Genomic DNA, 19,183 nt, shown 5'->3' with positions numbered 1-19,183 from the left:
TAAACCCTTCTTCCTAATTGTTTAAAATAACATTCCCTCAGCGACTATAAAGTAGACAGTTAAACGGACTATCGTTTACTGACTACTTTTTTATTTCCATTACCTTCTATATGTTTGATAATATAGTGTGAAATAGAAATAATAGGCGAGGAAGTGTTGTCATGCACCTGCATAAGTCTATCCAAAAATGTCCTGTGGAATTTGCGATCGATATGATGAAAGGAAAATGGAAGATCCTTATTATATGGTATTTGCAAAAAAATCAAAGACGAAGATATAACGAAATGCTGCGACTAATGCCGGGAGTTAGTAAAAAGGTGATGACTCAGCAGTTGCAGGAAATGGAGCTCGATGGCATTATCGTAAGAAAAGTGTATGATGAAAACCCTCCGCACGTGGAGTACTACTTAGCACCTCTAGGTGAGAAATTCATCCCGATATTAGAGCAATTATATGAATGGGGCAAGCTCGTACAAGCACATTCCCTTCAACAAATTCCTCATCTTCCTATTGCTTCACAAGGCAACGAAATCACTTCACGTTAGTTTCAAACATATCACAGGAGTTGTCCCAAAAGGTCATGACTGACCCAAGAGACAACTCCTTTTCACTCATATATTTGCAACAGCTAACCAATGTCCATCATTCACTTCTACAAATTGTGAGCGATCGAGTCCATAGGGATCTGCTTTGGTTGCTTCTTCATGTACGATAAGCTTCTTGCGGGATTCGATCTTAGGATCAGGCACTGGAATTGCTGCGAGCAAAGACTTTGTGTATGCATGGAGCGGATTTGAATAAAGCTCTTCGCTTTCGGCAAGCTCTACGATTCTACCCTTGTACATAACGGCTACCCGATCACTAATATGCTTCACCATGGACAAGTCATGGGCGATAAAGAGATACGTTAGCCCAAGCCGCTGCTGAAGTTCTTCAAGCAGCTTCACAATCTGAGCCTGGATAGATACGTCCAGAGCAGATAGTGGTTCGTCACATACTCACATACGATAAATTCCGGTTCTGCTGCTAATGTACGAGCTATACCAATTCGCTGACGCTGCCCACCTGAAAATTCGTGAGGATATCGCATGGCATGGGATTCGTTCAGTTCGACCATGTCCAACAGCTCTTCTACCCGCTTCATTCGCTCTTTTCCAGCTGATTCAGAAATCGATACCCTTATCGATGAGGCTTCCACACAAACGCCTGATCAATTCAAGGAAACATATAAGAAACTTGAAGAAAAGCTTGTTTTTGAAAAAACTTATATTGCTCCACTCTATAGCTCATTGAAAGCTCAAGCACTTATTCAAGATGTACTGAACAAAGAATCCGTTCGTATTTCTAAGTCTCGCTCCCTTCCTTCGGAAGATGTTGATTTCAAGGACAAGTCAAAGCGTGCAACTGAATCCCTTGTGCTTCAGTCAACAATGCCGACGTTAACATCGCTTGATCCTATTAAAGGTAACGATGGTTCAATTAACATTATTAATACAAACATGCACGTTCGCTTACTCAATCTGACTGATGACGACAAGATCACTTCCGTTGGTTCATTGTCGCTCAATCATGTCATTGCAGAAGGCAATTCAGAATACTATTTCATCCTAAGAGACGATATCAACTTTGCAGCTATCAAAGACAAAACGGCTGTTGATACTGGCGAGCGTGTTGGCGCAGACGACGTGATCTTCTCACTCAATCGTGCAAAGCGTACCTGATCATCGTACGTACACACTCCATGAGCATATCAACACAAAGAGGGCAAATACCAAGTTGTGAAGTTAACTACAACAAAACCATTCCCTCAAGTATTGAATTATCTTGCCCACCAATCGGCAGGTATTGTGTCCAAGAAGCAGGTTGAAGCAATTAATACGTACGACGTAGCAAGCTTTGATGTGAACAAAGACATTCCATATGGAGATCAAAACACTGTAACTGAAGGTGCTCAATACAACAATACGCTGTACACAAGCGGCCCTTACATTTTGTCACACAAAAACGATTACGAAGCTATCTTCTACAAAAACCCGGGTTATATGAAAGGCACAGATAATGAGCCGCACATCTCTAATATCAAAATTCGTTTCATTCAAGATGCAGACAGCTCCCTATCTGCACTACGTAGCGGCGAAATTCATCTTTTCTACGGCATAAAAGAGACAAAATTTGATGTCGTGAAGGGTGACAGTAAGTTAGCTCTGCAAACAGTACCAAGTAACTCCATGGCGTACCTTCTAATTAATACGAAAAATCGCCCTGTTGCGGAAAGTGTTGACTTAAGAAAAGCTGTCCTCTACTCCATCAACCAAGATGAGATTTTGGCTTACTACGGCGGCAGCAAGTTTAAAGCTGTATCAACAGTAAGCCCGCTTGTTGCAACAGATCTTGAGCTGAAAGCTGATTCAGCGAAAGCAAAAGAATTCCTGAACGCATACAAAGCAAGCAAATAAGTCCCTATAGCGGCAAGAGACTGTCCTAGACAATTGCCTCGCGGCAGTCTCTTTCGCATAAGATTAGATGATTATTTCGAGAGAAAAAGGAGTGAAGTAAATGGAAACTATATCAAAACGCGAAGCGAAGTTATCTCAGTGGGATGCCCTTCAGCTAGAATCACTTAAAGCATACGGCTGGTCGAACGAAGAGATTATAACGAGAGTTAACGCTGGAGATCTACCCAAAGATGAAAGCAAATTTCAGTTCAATTACGCAGGCTTGTCTGAGCTAGCACATGAACACTCCGATATCTTTACCCAAGCTGTTAACGATGGATACCAAATCAAATACAATACCATTCGGGGCATCCACAGCTGGATATTAGTTGCACTACATCGGGAAGCAGAATTGGTTTTAGATTCAGGAAATGAATCGGTTATTGTGTCCTTAACAGAACCGGAAGCTACTTCTCTTTCTTCTGTATTGTCATTCGGATGGGTACTTAAAGCTGTTAATGCACATAATGGTAAGTCTGACAGAAGCATCACTTATGTTGTTCAGCCTGCCCTACGTTAACTGCTACGATATAATTAGCAACTTCAATTACTTACTCTATAACGGACTATCTAGACTGTTTCATATACATAAACCATCGATAAAAAGGGCTTTGCAGACTGCCTTCCGGTAGCCTGCAAAGCCCTTTAACCTTACCCCGTTGCTATCTATTTTTTTCTTTTAGTGTAGTAGCAAAGCTAACACTCGAAAGTACCAGCACTACAAAAAATACGATTATTCTCGATGTAGCGAACACATCGACAGATCCATTTCCATTAAACCAACCTATAGCACTTGAAATACCAATATTTATTCCTGAAACAATAACAGCACTGATGAGGCCAAGACCAACAGCTTTTAAAAATTGTGAAAAAGTAAGACTCATGCGTACTCATTCCTTCTGCTCAAATTTATTATTCTTATTAGTAGAATAACAAATAGTTGTGAGCAGTTTTTGATCAAATTTGCTAAGTATTCATTCAACTATCCCTCAAGGTCGGTCATTTCACCCGAAACGTTTTTTCCCCATATTTACGTACAAGAAGAAGCCCGACAACTAGATAAATAAACATTAAAGCAACAATAACAATTGTAAATGGTTTAGTCGGTGGTCTCATAAAAATGCTAAATCCGCTCGCTGATGACACGACCATATTTAAGATGATGTACAGCGGATTTTTTAAATTGAGCTCCGTAGAATACGGTTGTAAGATGTAGTACATAAACAAATGATGTACAGAAAAGAAAATAGACAATGAAATAACGCATAACCACAGCATAAGCAGCTCTATACTTAGCCATTCCCCACCAGCAGCTATGTTCATTGCAGTGAAAGACAATCCAAGTGCAGTTGCAACTAACATGTTTAAGCTAATCAGCTTAACTAGCCGGATGCGGAAATGTTGGAAGGCAGACCTGCGATAAAAGCTATAGCGCATTAGACTGAGATCACAGTTGTAGAACATCGCCTTACAAAGATTTTCTCCTGCGGATAAGAAGTACATGATAAGAATTAAAAACGGGAATATCACGTCCAGCTTCACATCAAGAACTTGAATATGGTCATTGAATATTAACGCAAGAATTGTTCCCAGCACACCGAAAGCACCAACGATGGCTAATCGTTTGTTAACCGGACTGCTGATTAGGCTACGATGTCTAATAAAGAAGATAGCATTTAAGTAGGCATAGCCGTCCTTTGCTTCTATCTTAGTCCGCCCTTTAGAATCCACCACATAATCGCTATCCTTCGTCTTAACGCTTTTTTGCTGCGATTCCGACATCATACGACCTAAATCCATAAGTGGATCATCTCGTTTGGTTGCTGCATCAACTACTTCTCTATACCCAGAATATCGAGCCAGGTTATAAGCTGCATACAAACCTCCAACCAAAATAATTATGCCCGCTGGCAAGCTCAAAATAATTGCTTCTGTCGGAGGAACCATGCTTAGTATTAGTGGGAAATACGCAGCTGCATAACTTGCAAAAATAACTATCCACACGATAGCAACTTGTTTGACCAACACTTTTCCCGTTTTCTCAAAAAACTTAAGATGTGCATATTCCGCAATAAGTCTCCACATTGTGATCAATACAGCTAGTTGAAATGCTTCAAAAATAGAAGCTCCCAAAAGCGTTATGAAGAGGAGCATAGCTGGCAGCAAATATACAAGAAAAGTCACATAACGAAAGGCAAACGTTGCCTGCATATATCTCGTTGGCGACATTCTCATCAACTTCACAGCTACGTACTTCTCCCGCTTTGGTTCAAGGACAGTTGCACTGCTTACGCTAGCGGCTATAAAGCTAAGCATCGTAAAGATATGTACAAAATGCTTAAGCCGTTCCTCCTCTGGTAATGCTTCTCCTAATGCCATCACAGGTAAAAAGATCATGAGCCCAACATAAAGGAATCGCAGTATAACCCCAAACAGTTGTGTAAATATCAATGCAAAAATAGATACTACCTTCTTGAGTTCCAAGTTGGCGTAAAGATTATCTTTTAAGTGCTTACCTATTATCGGAAGTTTCTGTATGTAAAAGATGAGCAGATTTGTTGTAGTAGATGCCCGAATAGATAGCAAAGAATTAAATGTTTTCAGCATGGAACTCATCCTTCAACAAATTAATGACGGACTGCTCGAACTCAGCGCTATGCAGCAGCTCAGACGGTACGGCAGACAATTTTCCATTGTTCAATACAACGAGTTCATCACAAAGATCGGACGCTAATTGCAAGATGTGAGTAGAGAATATTAGAATATGATCACCCTTCATCTCTCTTAGCATATTTTTCATCTCTAGTGCAACAATGACATCAAACGATGTGAGCGGCTCATCGAGCAAAATAACCGGTGGCTTCGTCATCAGGAAAAGTAACATCTGTAGCTTATTCTTCATCCCATGTGAGTAACTTTTAATTAATTTGTGGCGATCTTCCATCGTCATGCTCATCATGTCAAAATAATCGTCAATCCGTTTATCCATCTGTATATTGCCACGATTAATATCCATAAAGAACTTCACAAATTCGTATCCTGTCAGAAACTCTGGCAATATCGGTAGCGAATATACGTATCCGACATCTTGCTCGTCTAGCTTACGCGACCCGACATTCTCCTCTATCAATACCTCTCCACTATCCATCGGCATCTCTCCGCTCAGACAGTTGAACAACGTCGTTTTACCTGCTCCATTACGGCCCAACAAGCCATATATTTTTCCCTTTTCAAAAGTAAACCCTGCACCCTTAAGTACTTCTTTATCCTCAAACCGTTTAACAATATTATCGATGACTAAACGCAAATGAAGTTCCTCCATTCGATTTAAATAACTTATCACTTAATGTCTTACGAATAAGGAAGTGAAAAAGTCTCATATTCTATCCTACTAATCACTGACTTTTCGATACTTCTAGTTATTAACTAACATTTATTACATAAATATGTTATTGAATGTAAAAATTAATTTGTACCCATCAAATGTAGTTCCATACTGCTCATCAAAGTTGCCTTCTTTTGGTTATCTATTCGTAAGCGAATGCTTAGTTATCATTATCTATTCGTTCTTATACTAATATTACCGAGTAGTCATGAAAAAAGACACTAACGCACGATAAGTATGTATTGCAATATTGTGTACGGAAGGCGTATAGACATTATCGATAGGTAAAATAATTCTTTTGTTAACAGCACAACTTTATACATTATTTAGTAGTAAAATGATTGAGCCAGTTTTAGGAGGAGGATCATAATGAAAAAATACTTTGTAGGTTTTGTATGCGGAGTACTGTGTGCGAGTGCTTCAGCGGTCTATGCGAGCGATGCCATTAAAGCTACTCTTTTCCCTGTAAAATATGAAGTTAATGGGGTTAAAAGTGAATTGCAAGAAGGTTATCATACTTTAAAATACAATAATCGAGCTTATGTACCTATACGTTTTGCAGCAGAAAGCCTCAATTCTGTAGTAATCTACAATGATTCTACGAAAACTATCCGCATCGATAATGGATTTAACGTACATAGCATTGCTACTGATGTCAGAGCCGGATATATCAAAGCTGTTAAGACGGAGATTGGAAGTAAAATCACCGGTCAATTATATGCTGGTCAACAGTATTGGGATGCGCTTCGTAACAGCAAAATGATGGTAGAACCGACTAGTGTAGTGGACATTAAAGGCTATATAGCTTTTTATAATGATTCAAGTAAACTCATTGGAAAAGCACCTATATCAGTTACAAGCAATGCGAAAGGCGATCAATTAAAATCATTTGAAACGATAGCTAATTTTGACGCTTCAAATTATTCGTTTGCTACATTAGAGTATGTTTCACCTGAACCAATGAATATTTTCCTCCCTCCTCTACTTGATGTAACAGATAAATCCAAAACGATTGCTGTAGAAATCGAAAGAACAAAAAAGAGTGGAGATTTCACAAAAGTTAGAATTAGATTTGGTTTATTGAAGGAAGGTTCTTATCACATTGAGGCGGTTATGACCTACTTTGACGCAAAGGGAACGAAACTCGGAACTACTGATATTAATGCAAATGTGGAAGGTCCCATTAATGACGCCCCTGGTGAGGAAATGAACCTTCATGAATATGAAACGGCTGGTAAAGGTGACTTTAGTAAGGCAGCTTCTTTAGACGTTACCTTAAATAAAATCGAACCCATTAGTGCGAAAGAAATGTTAAATATCCCCGTTAAATAAAACGATATTTAGAACTAAATAGAAGGCTTGTATTCGTCCTTAAAGCATAAGTAAAAAAGACAAAGAGCAAATTTCTACTCTTTGTCTTATACTGTCGAGAAAGTCACCACAAGGTAGGTGACCTCTTCAGGGTCATAGTGGATTGTCAAAACAAAACTGAACAATATTTATAAGGGCAAGCTCCTTGCTTCAACAGTAGTAAACTAATCAAGTGTACCGTGATTTCTATGTGATTAAACCAATGAGCATAATCACTAAGTTCGACGTCAAGTTGCTGATATCGAGTACTTGAGCGCATTTTTGCGAATTACATTTACTTTCGTCCCACGATCAGTGAGACTTGCTTTAAACTGTCTTTCGCCAGCTCAAGACGCTGATTTTCATTCTGCAGAGTAAGAAGTTCATTTTCTCCTGTTGTTTGATTCTCCTTTATGGTAGATAAGCAAGATTTTCATCATTGCTCTATCCAACAATCTAAAGCAGAATCAATTAAGTCATTTTCACGAACACTAGACATCAGTAAGTTCTATAGGTACTATCGTTTCTTGATTCAATGCAATTATGAACATAATAAAAGTGAGTATTATAGAGGAGACAAAAAGTTGAGTGGCACATAGGTTGTGTGCTTGGAGTAGTCAGTAAGTGGATTTTGATAAAATAGCAAATTACTAAAGCTAATTTTGTAATTATTTTAAAAATGGTATGTTTTCAAGGTTAAACCCAGTTAATGAAACTATTAAATATATTAACCCAACAAAAGCGAATATAATCAGTAAGACATATCCATAATTTAGATTATTCCTTCTTCGTCTAACTCTCTTCTTTTTTGTTTTGTTCATTTGAATACCATCCTCAAAAGTGAAATTGAGATACCCCAAAAGAGGTATCTTTAGAAATTACTATTGTCATGAAGAAGAAGCAGTATCATTTTTAACATCAAAGAACAAAGATTTTGTTTGCTGCTGAAATGGAGTCATAGCCACCGTTAACAATAGTATATCTTCCAGTTGTATTCCCGTCAGTTACTTCAACATCATAATAACTACAATATCCCGATCCACAAGTAACAGTCCCTCCAGATACACTCATTGGCTGGGTCGTTCCAGGGGTAATCGGAATCTGTTTTGCGTGTTCTCATCTATACCATAAACCGACAATAACTCCTTTAATTAGGAAACTTTAACGGGAATTAGAGGCTCGGACACAGATTCTTTAGCAAATACAGTTGTTCCGCTTTAAAAGCAGAAGTTCATGAGTTGAAGCGACGACTCGGTCAAAATAGTACTAACAGTAGCCAGCCACCCTCCAGCGATGAATTTCGTAAACCGGTTAATCAGCGTAAGTCCAGGGTAAAAAAGGGGCTCCTAAAGGTCATCCTGGACACACACTTCTCTTCTCCGAATCTGTCACTCAACGTTGAATGTCAGTTGGTTTCCGTTATAACTATCACTACAAACTCATCCCCGTAACGACTCATCCAGCAAGCAGAACGCTTCTGCAACAGCATCTCTTGGAGCTGCGCTGTACCGATCACCAATCGCTACTTCGAAGAAGCATCCATCTTCAGCCCTATTCCGAATAATATGACTCAAACCTACACCGGTCTCTTCAGTAATTCGGATAACTATCGCTTCCAGCTCCTCTTTCTTAAGTTCAGAGTGAACATGGAACATATTAGACACAGGAACTTCTGGGAGCGTCTTTAGTGAGTGACAATTGTTATAGTACGAAGCTAGCTCTACTGCTTCTTTGTAGAACTGCTCCATTTTTGGCAAATTCTCAGTCATGTAATAGTCAGCTGGCACAATATACGGATATAAACCAATTAAATTGCCACCATGTCGCTGCTTCCATACCTTTGATTTCTCTGTAAAGCCGCGATCTCCTATTAGAACTGCTCCGGCAATTCCACCGATTCCCTTATATACCGATATATAAACGCTATCAAAAAGAGCACAAACCTCAACAGCGGATTTTCTATAGTAGGGCAACACTTCAAACAATCTTGCTCCATCCATATGCAGCTTTATGCCTCTTTCTCTGCACAACGCTGACATTTTCTCTAGCTCCTCATATTCCGGCAACTGACCACCGATTTCCCTCTGTGGCAGCTCCAGTAATACACAAGCTACATCATCCTTCAGGTCGAGTAAATCTTGAAGCAGCACTGGTCTAGTACTATCGGCTAACAAGATTGGCTCCAGATGATGTAGCTCCTTCAGCGCATCTTGCTCATGGAGTTCCAAGTGGCAGAAAGGATGATAAGCTACCTTCTTCTTCCCAACTTCATCGCTCCATATACGAAGCGCAATTTGCTGGGCCATCGTACCACTCGGGAAAAATATGGCTGATTCCTTACCAACCATACTAGCCATGCGCTCTTGAAAATCATCTATTACAGTACCTTCTCCGTATATATCGCTATCCAAATCACCATCAACTTGCTCGAACACTTCTTTCAACACCTGCATATTTCTTTTTCTTTGCCCGATTAGTGGGTAACTGGCCTTATTGTAAACTTCCATTAACGTTTTTTGCTGTTCCATAACAAATCTCACCTCTACTTTGCAGTTATAATAGTATAGTATCAACGTCACCTATTTTTTGGCAAGTAATGCTTAACCTATCAGAATCGATGCGTAAATAATTACAGTTAGGAGTTTTTCAATTGATTGACGTTAATGAACTAGCAGGACATTTTGCCAAAAATGTACTGACACTACACGGCGTTTTTCATGCTGTACTTTCGCCTAATAACACCTTCTATCCATATACAGCAATTCGACCTATTCCTACCGCTGGCTTTGTGTTTGTCGTAAGAGGTTGTGGCTTATTTATTTTCAACGAAACGACCTATGAATTAAATGCGGGAATGGTTGTACATGGCAGTAAAGGTATGAGCTTGACCATGCAAACAGGGCAATCTGAACTGGAGTATTATCTCGTTAGATACTCCAATTCAAATGATCTTACAATGAACGAACATTCGACTTCAGATTTCCTACAATCACATTTTGTCATAGAGCCTGCCTTGAGCCCACAAATAACAGAGCTGATTCGTCAGCTTCATGAATCCTATTATACCTCTGGCAATATGGCACTACTTCGCAGCAATTATTTGTTTAATACTATTCTTCATGAAACGTTCTCCAACTATTTAAACAACTTGCAAGGCAAGAGCAAACATATTTGTGAGAGAGCCAAGGTCTATATCCACAATCACTATATGGATGAATTAAGTTTGCAAAAGCTTGCGGAGCAACATGGTATTACTAGTAAAGCCTTCTCTTATTTGTTCCACAAGTATACGGGGGTATCCCCTATCCAATATGTCATTCAGCACCGTATGAAAAGAGCAGAAGAACTGCTGACTACAAGCAATTTTACAATCAAGCAAGTGGCCGCTAGTGTCGGTTACGATGATGCTCTCTATTTCAGTAGACTGTATAAAAAACATTACGGATATGCACCTAGTCTCGCGTTAAGAAATTAGTAAATAATCCATATCTTCCTTGATTTCCGTCTATTCCAAGCCAATAATTCCTATGCTATATTTTGTTGGTAATGAAAATCATTCTTAAGGAGCGACATCTATGTTTGTTTCAAAAAAGAAAGTAACAGCTCTCGTCCTCACACTATTTATGGCAATAACTTTTACATCAGCATGCGGGAACGAGGGACAATCCAATCAGAAAAGCACAAATAAAAATGCAGACGTAAAAGGCCCGGCAACTATCGTTGTCACTTATTTCCCATATGCAGATCACCTCATTGCACTAGGACAAGTTGACCGACTTGCTGGGGTTGTTAATTTAAAATCACTGCAAAACTTCAAAGTCTATGATTCCTACTTAGAATCAGGAAACATTGTAGATTTAGGGGAGCAAGTCTCGCCAGAGCATATTGCTTCACTTAAGCCGGATCTCATTATCGTATCGCAAAATGACAAGCAACATGTTGAACAACTTTCAAAAATAGCTACAACTGTAACGGTGGAGGCAACATTAGATTGGCAGGAAACAATAGTAGCGGTAGCTCGTGCTATCGGAGAAGAAGCTGCAGCTGAACAATATATTACTAAATTTCAAGCTTTACAGAATGAAACTGCTACTGTTATTGAGAAATCAGGAGTAAAAGGTAAAACTGCTTTGTTCGCAATGCCATGGGAAAAAAGCTTCAATTATTGGGGAAGCACTCGTATGTCTTTATACTACGAAAAGCTGGGATTCAAACCTGTCGACGATTTAGAAAAAGTAGGCGAAATCTCGCTGGAGGGTATTTATGCGCTTAATCCAGACTATATTTTTATAGGCAAAGATTATGCGAATGCGAGCGAAATCAAGTTAGAAGACTTGGGGAAAAGCGCTATTTGGAATTCTCTTGATGCAGTAAAAAACAATAAAGTGTTCGAAGTTGATACTGAGATACTCGGACCACTCGCAATGGGACAATATAAAGGATTAGAATATATGAATCAATTATTTTCGGGAACAACGTCAAAATAAGATGAGCTTCGGCTTACGCATTAACAATCAGCTGCAATAAACCTGACAACCTACTCCTTAAACTATGAGCTTTAAGATAGTCTTAGCTTAAGGAGTAGGTTTCTTTTTGTAATACTCTCTTATATTTAGGTTGTCATGACACTCTGCTAGAATCAACATCAAAAGATCAGCATCCAGTGATTCGCCATTTAAACATCAATTGCCTTACCTGTTCTAATCGCAAACGCATAATCGTCTCGCTCGTTTTCTTCCGCTCTCTGAGCCGCAGCTTCCCAATCATAGGCAATTGCATTAAGTTCAAAAACTTTGTTGTCGCACAAATCAGCTGGAGTGCAATCATACTTTGGTTTATAGGAACGTTGTGTGGATATCTACTTCTTCTCCTTATTGGCAAAAAGCTTATTTCATATTTACGATAATGAATTCTGTGCTATTTGTACCTTCTTTATTCCATACTCACTTCTTCGTCAGTAAAGCCTCTGCCTCTCTTATACTATCTTTTAGCCAGATCGGCGCATTGGAATGGTTAAGTATTTCATCCGTTTTCATCCAATAGACAGCATCAACTTCATCCGGGCTTTTTGCATACGGCTCACCTTTATCAAACTCACAGAGGAAAACAATATCTATCACTTCACCGCCATTGTCTAATGAGAAAGAGGTGTTTCTCACAAATGTCATCTTGTCTTTCACCTCGACTCCCACCTCTTCTAGCAGTTCCCTTCTTAATGTTCTTTCTAAAATATTTGTTGAATTTCCCTCATGTTCTACTGTACCTCCGACAAGAGAAAGTAGTCCCCCACCATGCTCCTCTTTCACACTACGTCCAATGATTAGCCACTTATCCTCTTTGAAAACTGCTCCTTCTACATTTACATAAAACATACTCCAACCCCCTCGATTATAATAATATGTAAATAGTATAACTGATTCGTTCAGGAACAAAAATGCAAAGAGCCATCCAAATAGAACGGCTCCTTTTCTACATATCTCAAATTATTTTAGAGAATCATACGCGATAATATGAAAGTACCCAGCATACGCCATTCCGGTCGGTGACGACTCCCAGCAGCCCGTTGAATGGAGCTTCATATGCTTCCGTAAACCCTCTACATGCAAATCAGCATTTAATACTTCTTTCCCTTGCTTACGTAAAATAGTGATTTCTCCCCCAAGCACGCTTTGATAATATTTAATTTCTTCTTTGCAATTCTCCACTGCATTCTATGAAACTACTCTCTATTACTCTTTATCCATAGTACGTACCATAAACACCTGTTTAATCGTTGTTTTAAATCCCATTTTACCCAATAAAACATTCAGAAGTTGATTTGATTCACGCAAGTTAAAAACTTTTCGTTTGCATAAATAGTCTAGCGGAGCGAACAATTCACCAAGTACTATTGTATAAATCATCTCCGCGTCATTATGTCCGGGAAGCACTTCACATTGATAAAGTGTAATATCAATTAATTGGCCCTCTTTATCGTATCCACGTTTATACAAAGCGTAACCGACAACCTCACTTCCTTGCTTAATAATTAGTGACTCCCCTTCCTTCATACTCTGCCACCCGGTTTGCCAAGGAGATAGCCGCTGGTAAAAAGATATCTCGTTCACATCACGAGGTAATCCTTTCGTAATGGTATATGAATGGTGATCGAGTTGTTCAAATAACGTACTGCTCATTGGACACTCATGCTGTAAGAGCACTAATCGATCCATAATTTCGTAGCCAACATGCTCATAAAGCTTGATCGCAGGCTCATTCTGATCCAAAGCTTCGAGTGTTGCTATATCCACCCCTTGTTCACGATACAACTCCAAGTTTTTCAACATGAGCTTTTTGCCAATAGCTTTTCCTCTGTAGGTTGGAGCAATAGCCGTGCCGCCATTCCAAGCTATTCTCTTTCCATTAATGTCACGGAAACCATTTAGAACAAATCCTGCTGGCTCATCTCCCACATAAAAAACAAGCGAGTGCTCTAAGGAAAGTCCCTCGTTTATGGTTCTTCTCATATAAGCCTCTAGAGTAATCGTCATCGGTAAAGAATACCCTTCAAACCCAAGATTCCAGATTCGAACAGCTTCGTCAAAAGATAGTTCACTAACTTTCCTAAACGAAATTACCATACGTGTACACCTCCATGATGCATATTTATGAATATTAATTGAGTACAAAACTGTCATTTATCCGATATTGGTATATTTTTGAATGGAGTAATAAATCCAGCACTCAAATTTTCTACTCCTGTAATTAATTCTCCTGCTGTCGGATATTTATTAGATTCGATCTCTTCGCTGATCGTATCAAATCCATTCCACCCCAGTAGCATAAAGCAATCACGCATATATGTAAGAGGAGAAAGACTGCACGAGGCAAAGTATAATACTTGGACAATAAAACTATCCACACGTACACTTTTGGAATTTGAGCGGCAATGAGTAGCGCCAACGAAAATAAGGTCACGGCTAAAACAATTTTACTAACTGAATTAGCTCGATTTTTGTTCGCATAGTAGGTTACCGCTAGAATTAAGATTCCCCCCAATACTGCGAATGCTCCCCATATCATCGAATCACTGATTGTACCTACAATATTAGGACCAAGATACTCCGTTAGTATATTTATTTTGTGTACGATTGGCACATACAACATTCCAACTATAATAGACATAACAGCTGCTGATCGAATTATTGTGAAATCGTAAAAGCCAAACAAGTTAATTCGTCTTCGCTCTATTTCTTCCTTAATGGAATGAAATATTACTATCGCTGACCAATAAGACAGCACGATCAAAATAAAATGAAGCAAAACTACTAACAATGAAAACCAAGGACGAACCATTAATCCAAACAACGTCCAGCTGAAAATAGCAGGGATTTGTGCAGTAATAAACAACAGCATTGAAAAAAGAGCTAGTCCCAAAATAATAAATCTGACATGGTGAGAACGAAAAATGTTGATAAAAAAAGAACCAACTAAAACGACAAACCCTCCGTCTAACGCATACGCACTCCATACTTGCATTGCATATTTAACATCCATAAATTCATGACCAAAAAGTTCGAAAGATAAAAAGAAGTCGAGTCCTATTGGAGAATAGATCAAGCCCATCAATGTTAACAACAGGGCTGATGCTATGATTAGGCTTTTAATACGCAATGTGGATGTGTTCACGATAAACCCTCCATTTACAAATCATTCTATTATCGCAAGAAATACTCATAGTAAGCACCTTGAAAGAGTAAGACGATCTCTCCGATTACCCCAATACAAAAAAACATGAAATAGTAAGTAGCCGAGGATATCTCTTTGTTAAATAGCTCTTTAAAAGCTTGAATAAACAATCGTTCGAATTTAAACCAATTCAGAATCCAGCCGATCAGGAGAAACGTAAGGATTGCCATAATCTATCTCTCACCCCCATTTACCTTATAACTCCCGTAGAAAGTTTATCTAAAATAAAATAGTTATACGATCAATTAGTTGAGTTTCATCTAGATTATTTCCTATTGTTACCTCAAATACGCCGTGTATATTACTTTTTTATTCGCTGCGTCCACTCTTTTCTTTTTCACAAACCGTGTGCTGCTCTTTCTTTTCGTTTTTGATAATCAAAAATGGATTGATAAAATAATTGCTCGTTAAAGTCCGGCCACATTTCATCAGTAAACCATAATTCAGCATGAGCTGATTGCCATAATAAAAAATAATCTATTTATCCTTAATCATTTCTTTAAATGATTTCAATTTAGTTTGAGCTCGTCGATACATCATATAATCAAATAAATTTGCTATACATATGATACCGAGCACTATCAATAACATCGGCATGAATGCCACTTTATTGTCTATTGTACTGCCTGTGATCAACAAAAAGGATGCCATAATTAACGTAGTAACTACTAATGCAATCAAGTTATTTATAAAGAAGTACGTTCGAGAATTTGCCATCCTAATTGGAAGTATTGATGTTAGCCATTCCGTAATAAAACCAATAATGAACCCCACACTTCCGCTCGCCAATACCGTCAACACTTTATACGTGATCAACACTTCAGTATCATCATACAACTGTATGACAATGCCTATGAATAGACCAATAAAAAATGATTTTATAACATTTTGCAAATGAATATTCTCCATCATTGTTCTCCTATATTTTGAGTGTGTTTCTTAACTTTTTTGAATATATTTTCGATACTTCTAGTTCAACGTTATTATCCATTCTGAGTACATATCTGGAGTTGAACCAAGGAATTATTTCTTTTACATGCAGCAAATTAACAAGTTGTGATTTGTTAATTCGTATAAATCCTTTTGCTGCCCATATGTTCTCGTAATATTGTAACGTTTCTTTGATCCGATAATGATTAGACTTCGTATATGCCATAATGCCATCCGGACCTGCGTCTAAATATAAAACATCCTTTGGTTCAATTACTGCAAATTTATTATCACTTAAACCTGTAACAGTATTCATAACATGTACGTCATCTCGTATGCCAGACACCAATAACTTAATCACATTCATGTAATCAATCGCATCAAAAACAACACAAATCTTTTCATTTGGAATATCATATCCCTTTTCAACTAGTACCAACTCACTGTCTTGCACAATTTCTATTTGGTATTTGGATAATTCTTGTTTTACTTTTTCATAAACTTTATTTGAACACAATAATTGGACCATCATGTGTCTCCTATTTACATCTTTTATAAATCAACTTCCAACTTTTATCCTATCATATATCATTCTTATTTTTACTAATTCTTGTAATCCTTTTTCCGCAAAACCAAGTGACCCCAAATTAGCAATAAAAAAGGTATCCTTTTCTTTGTCATATAAGACATAAGTCCCTGTAGCCCCGACACCGCCATAAACATCCGTCATTGAGCCTAATAGAAATGACAACTCGCTAAAGTCAAAATACATCATGCCCATTCCATAATAAATCCCTTTATCGTAGCGGTGAGTAAAGTCAGTCATCTCTCTATACACTTCATCAGATAGAACATCCCCATTCTCTAAAGCTCTCATGAACGTTAACAGATCCTTCATTGTCGTAACAACTCCTCCGCCTGCCCAATCAACCGATAATGCATTTTTGCCGCTATAGTCAATGCCATTAATATATACCCCAACAATATCAACCGGCTCGTCTTGATAAAACATTAGATAACTATCAATCATGCCCAAAGGCTCAAATATTTTTTCTTCTAAAATAGCTGAATAAGATTTCCCCTCAATCGCTTCCAAAATAAGTCCTAGCAATATATATCCAGTATCAGAATAATAAAATTGTTGCCCTGGTTTGCCTATCGGATCTTGGTTTTCCCTAGTAAATGCAATCAGCTCTTCTGGAGTAAATAAAAGATCTGGATTAGAAGCAATCATTTCTAATATAGGTTTCCCGATGTGTACCGGACCTTCGAAATAATCAGCTACTCCTGAAGTATGACTAAGCAACTGTTTTAATGTTACCTGATCGCTATAATCAGTACCGTCTATCATAAATAGTCCCTTAAGAATGTCCTCATCTAACCACATATTAATTTTATCATCAAAGCTGATTTCACCTTCGTCAACTAACATACCAAAGACAGTAGCACACATTGTTTTGCCAATGCTGGCTGCATGATATTGACTATCGACGTGGACAGGCTGATCTGAAGATCGGTTTTTAGTACCTACTGCAAATTGTTCAAAATAGCCTGTTTGGTTTGAATAGATGGTCAATAGTACGCTAGATAACGATTCATTTTTTTCAATTATTTTCGTTAATCTATTTTCAATTTTTTCATTAACAACCTCTTTAGATATTGGTCGATTCATAAAAAGTAATACACCAAATCCAATTGCAACTAAGACGAATAACCCAACCACTATTCTAAGTACTTTTTTCATATAAACCACCTTTCGAATCCTGTACATTTCATACATTAATCTAAGCGATGGTTTAAAATTTAGGAACGCTTTTACACTAAGCGGACAGAATTAATGGTTAAGACGACTTTTTTGTGGTCTAACCATGTACAGTAAAGCCTAAACAATTTGCATAAATACACCTTCTGGAGATTTTGAACATAAAAATACATCGCCAAGGCAAGAAGCCTATATAACGATGTATTCATTAAACACATATTTCTACGCTGATGAAATCTTCATTACTAAGTATTTAATCATATTCCAGTTGTTTCAATAAGGAATATGCAATTAAAAATTGATAGACGGTGTTAGCGGCTTCAGCACGTGTAAGTTCTTTTGTGGGCCTAAAATTACCATCTTTCGCATTCAACACACCTAACCCCACAGCAAGCGCTGCATCCTCCTTCTTACTTATCATTTTTTCATCTTTAAATTTTATTTTTATTGTTTTCTTATATTCATCCCAGAACACATCATCGAGTGCTCTGATCAAAAAGCTAGCTAATTCTTCTCTCTTTATAAGACGATCCGGATAAAACTTTGTTTCCTTATTATCAATTAGTTCATAATGCTGTGCTAGAGCCACATAAGGATAATACATCATTCCAGTTGTTCCCACACATCAGAATTAACTTTTCAGCAAGGAGAAAAGCTGTTATGATAGTGGCTGTCTGCATCGGCAGACGCGGTTCGTAACCATCCCGCGTTAACAAAACTAAGGAGGATTTTTTGTTATGTTTAATTTATTTTGGGGCGTGCTGTTTATGCTCGTCCACTTTGGACTTTTTTTGCTATGCTTCCGCATGTTCGGCAAAAAGGGACTGTACGCTTGGATCGGCTTTGCCACAGTTATCGCCAATATCCAAGTAACAAAAACGATTGATATGTCAATCGGCACATTCGCCATCGTGATGACGTTAGGCAATACGATCTATACGTCCATCTATATGACGACAGACTTGCTCAATGAAAGATACGGCCAGCAAGCCGCTAAGCGGGCTGTCTGGTTTGGTTTCTTCACGCTCATTGCTTCAACTATTTTGATGCAGATGACACTCGCCTTCATCCCGCAAGCCGAGGACTTTGCACACGAACCTCTGACGGCTATCTTCGGTTTTCTACCGCAGGTTGCAGCAGGAAGCATGTGCGCCTACTTTGTTAGCCAGTTTCTAGATGTACGGGTATTCAGCTATCTTAAGCAAAAATTTCCCGTACGCAACCAGTTCTGGATACGTATCAATGGCAGCTCTCTTATCAGCCAGTTTGTCGATTCCTTAGTGTTTTGTACAATTGCGTTTTATAAGGTGCACTCTTTCGATATTTGGATACAAATATTCCTGACTACTTATTTGCTTAAACTGCTTATTTCCTTCTTAGCAACACCAGTACTATACTGGGCAAGAAATATGAAGGTACAGGAAGACTGAGCCGTGCGTACAGTATCTGAGAATTAGTTCTTACTTAAGGGGCCCAATGGCTCCTTTTTTACGTTTAAGGCTCATTTAACCAAAATAAGTACAAACATTGATC

At 38.3% G+C, this 19,183-nt stretch carries 21 protein-coding genes, 3 pseudogenes and 1 riboswitch; of the genes and pseudogenes, 8 read left to right on the top strand and 16 right to left on the bottom strand.

The window, feature by feature from the left end:
* Positions 1 to 161: 161 nt before the first annotated feature.
* Complete coding sequence (locus MFF31_RS12380) at positions 162 to 545, top strand: winged helix-turn-helix transcriptional regulator (RefSeq protein WP_238188276.1); 384 nt, start codon at positions 162 to 164, stop codon at positions 543 to 545.
* Positions 546 to 611: 66 nt separating this feature from the next.
* Here MFF31_RS12380 and MFF31_RS12375 read toward each other — a convergent pair.
* Positions 612 to 1,153: pseudogene (locus MFF31_RS12375) on the bottom strand (ATP-binding cassette domain-containing protein); the annotation flags it as partial.
* Here MFF31_RS12375 and MFF31_RS12370 point away from each other — a divergent pair.
* Together MFF31_RS12370 and MFF31_RS12365 are read left to right on the top strand one after the other, a co-directional pair.
* A pseudogene (locus MFF31_RS12370) lies at positions 1,149 to 2,456 on the top strand (ABC transporter substrate-binding protein); the annotation flags it as partial. The pseudogenes MFF31_RS12375 and MFF31_RS12370 overlap by 5 nt on opposite strands.
* A gap of 100 nt (positions 2,457 to 2,556) precedes the next feature.
* Entirely contained in the window at positions 2,557 to 3,015 is a 459-nt protein-coding gene (locus tag MFF31_RS12365; RefSeq protein WP_238188275.1) for a hypothetical protein, read from the top strand.
* A gap of 142 nt (positions 3,016 to 3,157) precedes the next feature.
* Here MFF31_RS12365 and MFF31_RS12360 read toward each other — a convergent pair whose 3' ends face one another.
* From MFF31_RS12360 to MFF31_RS12350, 3 genes are all read right to left on the bottom strand, one after another.
* The gene (locus MFF31_RS12360) at positions 3,158 to 3,379 is read right to left on the bottom strand and encodes a hypothetical protein (protein ID WP_238188274.1); all 222 of its coding nucleotides are present in this window, start codon (positions 3,377 to 3,379) and stop codon (positions 3,158 to 3,160) included.
* Between the two features lie 115 nt (positions 3,380 to 3,494).
* Entirely contained in the window at positions 3,495 to 5,102 is a 1,608-nt protein-coding gene (locus MFF31_RS12355) for a hypothetical protein (RefSeq protein WP_238188273.1), read from the bottom strand.
* A complete protein-coding gene (locus MFF31_RS12350) occupies positions 5,086 to 5,802 on the bottom strand; it encodes an ABC transporter ATP-binding protein (protein WP_238188272.1) in 717 nt (238 codons plus the stop codon). The genes MFF31_RS12355 and MFF31_RS12350 overlap by 17 nt, the downstream gene beginning before the upstream one ends.
* 447 nt (positions 5,803 to 6,249) lie before the next feature.
* Between MFF31_RS12350 and MFF31_RS12345 the strand changes: the two genes are divergently transcribed.
* Positions 6,250 to 7,212, top strand: a complete 963-nt coding sequence (locus tag MFF31_RS12345) for a stalk domain-containing protein (RefSeq protein WP_238188271.1) — start codon at positions 6,250 to 6,252, stop codon at positions 7,210 to 7,212.
* A gap of 1,229 nt (positions 7,213 to 8,441) precedes the next feature.
* A pseudogene (locus MFF31_RS25535) lies at positions 8,442 to 8,573 on the top strand (DUF6444 domain-containing protein); the annotation flags it as partial.
* 96 nt (positions 8,574 to 8,669) lie between these two features.
* On the opposite strand, the gene MFF31_RS12335 reads toward MFF31_RS25535, so the two are convergent.
* Entirely contained in the window at positions 8,670 to 9,758 is a 1,089-nt protein-coding gene (locus MFF31_RS12335) for a threonine aldolase family protein (RefSeq protein WP_238188270.1), read from the bottom strand.
* A 122-nt stretch (positions 9,759 to 9,880) separates the two neighbouring features.
* Here MFF31_RS12335 and MFF31_RS12330 point away from each other — a divergent pair, with 122 nt between their 5' ends.
* Both MFF31_RS12330 and MFF31_RS12325 read left to right on the top strand, forming a co-directional pair.
* Positions 9,881 to 10,705 carry a helix-turn-helix domain-containing protein gene (locus tag MFF31_RS12330; RefSeq protein WP_238188269.1) on the top strand — a complete coding sequence of 275 codons (825 nt, stop codon included), beginning with the start codon at positions 9,881 to 9,883 and terminating at the stop codon, positions 10,703 to 10,705.
* A 100-nt stretch (positions 10,706 to 10,805) separates the two neighbouring features.
* Positions 10,806 to 11,717: an ABC transporter substrate-binding protein gene (locus MFF31_RS12325; RefSeq protein WP_238188268.1), complete on the top strand. Its 912-nt coding sequence runs from the start codon at positions 10,806 to 10,808 to the stop codon at positions 11,715 to 11,717.
* A gap of 188 nt (positions 11,718 to 11,905) precedes the next feature.
* On the opposite strand, the gene MFF31_RS25220 is transcribed toward MFF31_RS12325, so the two are convergent.
* From MFF31_RS25220 to MFF31_RS12275, 11 genes are all read right to left on the bottom strand, one after another.
* On the bottom strand, positions 11,906 to 12,037 hold the full coding sequence (locus tag MFF31_RS25220) for a hypothetical protein (RefSeq protein ID WP_282570454.1): 132 nt from the start codon (positions 12,035 to 12,037) through the stop codon (positions 11,906 to 11,908).
* 136 nt (positions 12,038 to 12,173) lie between these two features.
* Entirely contained in the window at positions 12,174 to 12,602 is a 429-nt protein-coding gene (locus MFF31_RS12320) for an NUDIX hydrolase (protein ID WP_238188267.1), read from the bottom strand.
* A 111-nt stretch (positions 12,603 to 12,713) separates the two neighbouring features.
* The gene (locus tag MFF31_RS12315) at positions 12,714 to 12,935 is read right to left on the bottom strand and encodes a hypothetical protein (protein ID WP_248565473.1); all 222 of its coding nucleotides are present in this window, start codon (positions 12,933 to 12,935) and stop codon (positions 12,714 to 12,716) included.
* 24 nt (positions 12,936 to 12,959) lie between these two features.
* On the bottom strand, positions 12,960 to 13,850 hold the full coding sequence (locus MFF31_RS12310) for a GNAT family N-acetyltransferase (protein WP_238188266.1): 891 nt from the start codon (positions 13,848 to 13,850) through the stop codon (positions 12,960 to 12,962).
* A 124-nt stretch (positions 13,851 to 13,974) separates the two neighbouring features.
* Positions 13,975 to 14,898 carry a hypothetical protein gene (locus MFF31_RS12305; RefSeq protein ID WP_238188265.1) on the bottom strand — a complete coding sequence of 308 codons (924 nt, stop codon included), beginning with the start codon at positions 14,896 to 14,898 and terminating at the stop codon, positions 13,975 to 13,977.
* A gap of 29 nt (positions 14,899 to 14,927) precedes the next feature.
* Positions 14,928 to 15,128, bottom strand: a complete 201-nt coding sequence (locus MFF31_RS12300) for a hypothetical protein (protein WP_238188264.1) — start codon at positions 15,126 to 15,128, stop codon at positions 14,928 to 14,930.
* A 167-nt stretch (positions 15,129 to 15,295) separates the two neighbouring features.
* Entirely contained in the window at positions 15,296 to 15,439 is a 144-nt protein-coding gene (locus MFF31_RS12295; RefSeq protein WP_309296678.1) for an undecaprenyl diphosphate synthase family protein, read from the bottom strand.
* Complete coding sequence (locus MFF31_RS12290) at positions 15,436 to 15,870, bottom strand: DUF2207 domain-containing protein (RefSeq protein ID WP_238188263.1); 435 nt, start codon at positions 15,868 to 15,870, stop codon at positions 15,436 to 15,438. The genes MFF31_RS12295 and MFF31_RS12290 overlap by 4 nt, the downstream gene beginning before the upstream one ends.
* Positions 15,871 to 15,877: 7 nt before the next feature.
* Positions 15,878 to 16,342 (bottom strand): LytTR family DNA-binding domain-containing protein, encoded by a 465-nt coding sequence (locus MFF31_RS12285; RefSeq protein WP_248565472.1) that lies wholly within the window; start codon positions 16,340 to 16,342, stop codon positions 15,878 to 15,880.
* A gap of 105 nt (positions 16,343 to 16,447) precedes the next feature.
* Positions 16,448 to 17,632: a serine hydrolase domain-containing protein gene (locus tag MFF31_RS12280; RefSeq protein ID WP_238188261.1), complete on the bottom strand. Its 1,185-nt coding sequence runs from the start codon at positions 17,630 to 17,632 to the stop codon at positions 16,448 to 16,450.
* Between the two features lie 271 nt (positions 17,633 to 17,903).
* Entirely contained in the window at positions 17,904 to 18,272 is a 369-nt protein-coding gene (locus MFF31_RS12275; RefSeq protein WP_248565471.1) for an S-layer homology domain-containing protein, read from the bottom strand.
* A gap of 60 nt (positions 18,273 to 18,332) precedes the next feature.
* Positions 18,333 to 18,378, top strand: a riboswitch (PreQ1 riboswitch).
* Between the two features lie 9 nt (positions 18,379 to 18,387).
* Here MFF31_RS12275 and MFF31_RS12270 point away from each other — a divergent pair.
* Entirely contained in the window at positions 18,388 to 19,080 is a 693-nt protein-coding gene (locus MFF31_RS12270) for a queuosine precursor transporter (RefSeq protein WP_238188259.1), read from the top strand.
* Positions 19,081 to 19,183 lie beyond the last annotated feature (103 nt).

Origin of the sequence: Paenibacillus sp. L3-i20 (assembly GCF_022180385.2) — a bacterium.
GTDB lineage: Bacteria > Bacillota > Bacilli > Paenibacillales > Paenibacillaceae > Pristimantibacillus.
Note: the sequence above shows the minus strand (reverse complement) of the source record. Positions and strands in the feature narration are given on the sequence as shown.

What these genes read in the sequence shown, in the direction of transcription:
- MFF31_RS12320 (WP_238188267.1), bottom strand. Translation starts at nt 12,602, where the DNA reads ATGTTTTATGTAAATGTAGAAGGAGCAGTTTTCAAAGAGGATAAGTGG.
- MFF31_RS12310 (WP_238188266.1), bottom strand. Translation starts at nt 13,850, where the DNA reads ATGGTAATTTCGTTTAGGAAAGTTAGTGAACTATCTTTTGACGAAGCT.
- MFF31_RS12360 (WP_238188274.1), bottom strand. Translation starts at nt 3,379, where the DNA reads ATGAGTCTTACTTTTTCACAATTTTTAAAAGCTGTTGGTCTTGGCCTC.
- MFF31_RS12365 (WP_238188275.1), top strand. Translation starts at nt 2,557, where the DNA reads ATGGAAACTATATCAAAACGCGAAGCGAAGTTATCTCAGTGGGATGCC.
- MFF31_RS12335 (WP_238188270.1), bottom strand. Translation starts at nt 9,758, where the DNA reads ATGGAACAGCAAAAAACGTTAATGGAAGTTTACAATAAGGCCAGTTAC.
- MFF31_RS12325 (WP_238188268.1), top strand. Translation starts at nt 10,806, where the DNA reads ATGTTTGTTTCAAAAAAGAAAGTAACAGCTCTCGTCCTCACACTATTT.
- MFF31_RS12380 (WP_238188276.1), top strand. Translation starts at nt 162, where the DNA reads ATGCACCTGCATAAGTCTATCCAAAAATGTCCTGTGGAATTTGCGATC.
- MFF31_RS12355 (WP_238188273.1), bottom strand. Translation starts at nt 5,102, where the DNA reads ATGCTGAAAACATTTAATTCTTTGCTATCTATTCGGGCATCTACTACA.
- MFF31_RS12270 (WP_238188259.1), top strand. Translation starts at nt 18,388, where the DNA reads ATGTTTAATTTATTTTGGGGCGTGCTGTTTATGCTCGTCCACTTTGGA.
- MFF31_RS12290 (WP_238188263.1), bottom strand. Translation starts at nt 15,870, where the DNA reads ATGATGGAGAATATTCATTTGCAAAATGTTATAAAATCATTTTTTATT.
- MFF31_RS12280 (WP_238188261.1), bottom strand. Translation starts at nt 17,632, where the DNA reads ATGAAAAAAGTACTTAGAATAGTGGTTGGGTTATTCGTCTTAGTTGCA.
- MFF31_RS12345 (WP_238188271.1), top strand. Translation starts at nt 6,250, where the DNA reads ATGAAAAAATACTTTGTAGGTTTTGTATGCGGAGTACTGTGTGCGAGT.
- MFF31_RS12300 (WP_238188264.1), bottom strand. Translation starts at nt 15,128, where the DNA reads ATGGCAATCCTTACGTTTCTCCTGATCGGCTGGATTCTGAATTGGTTT.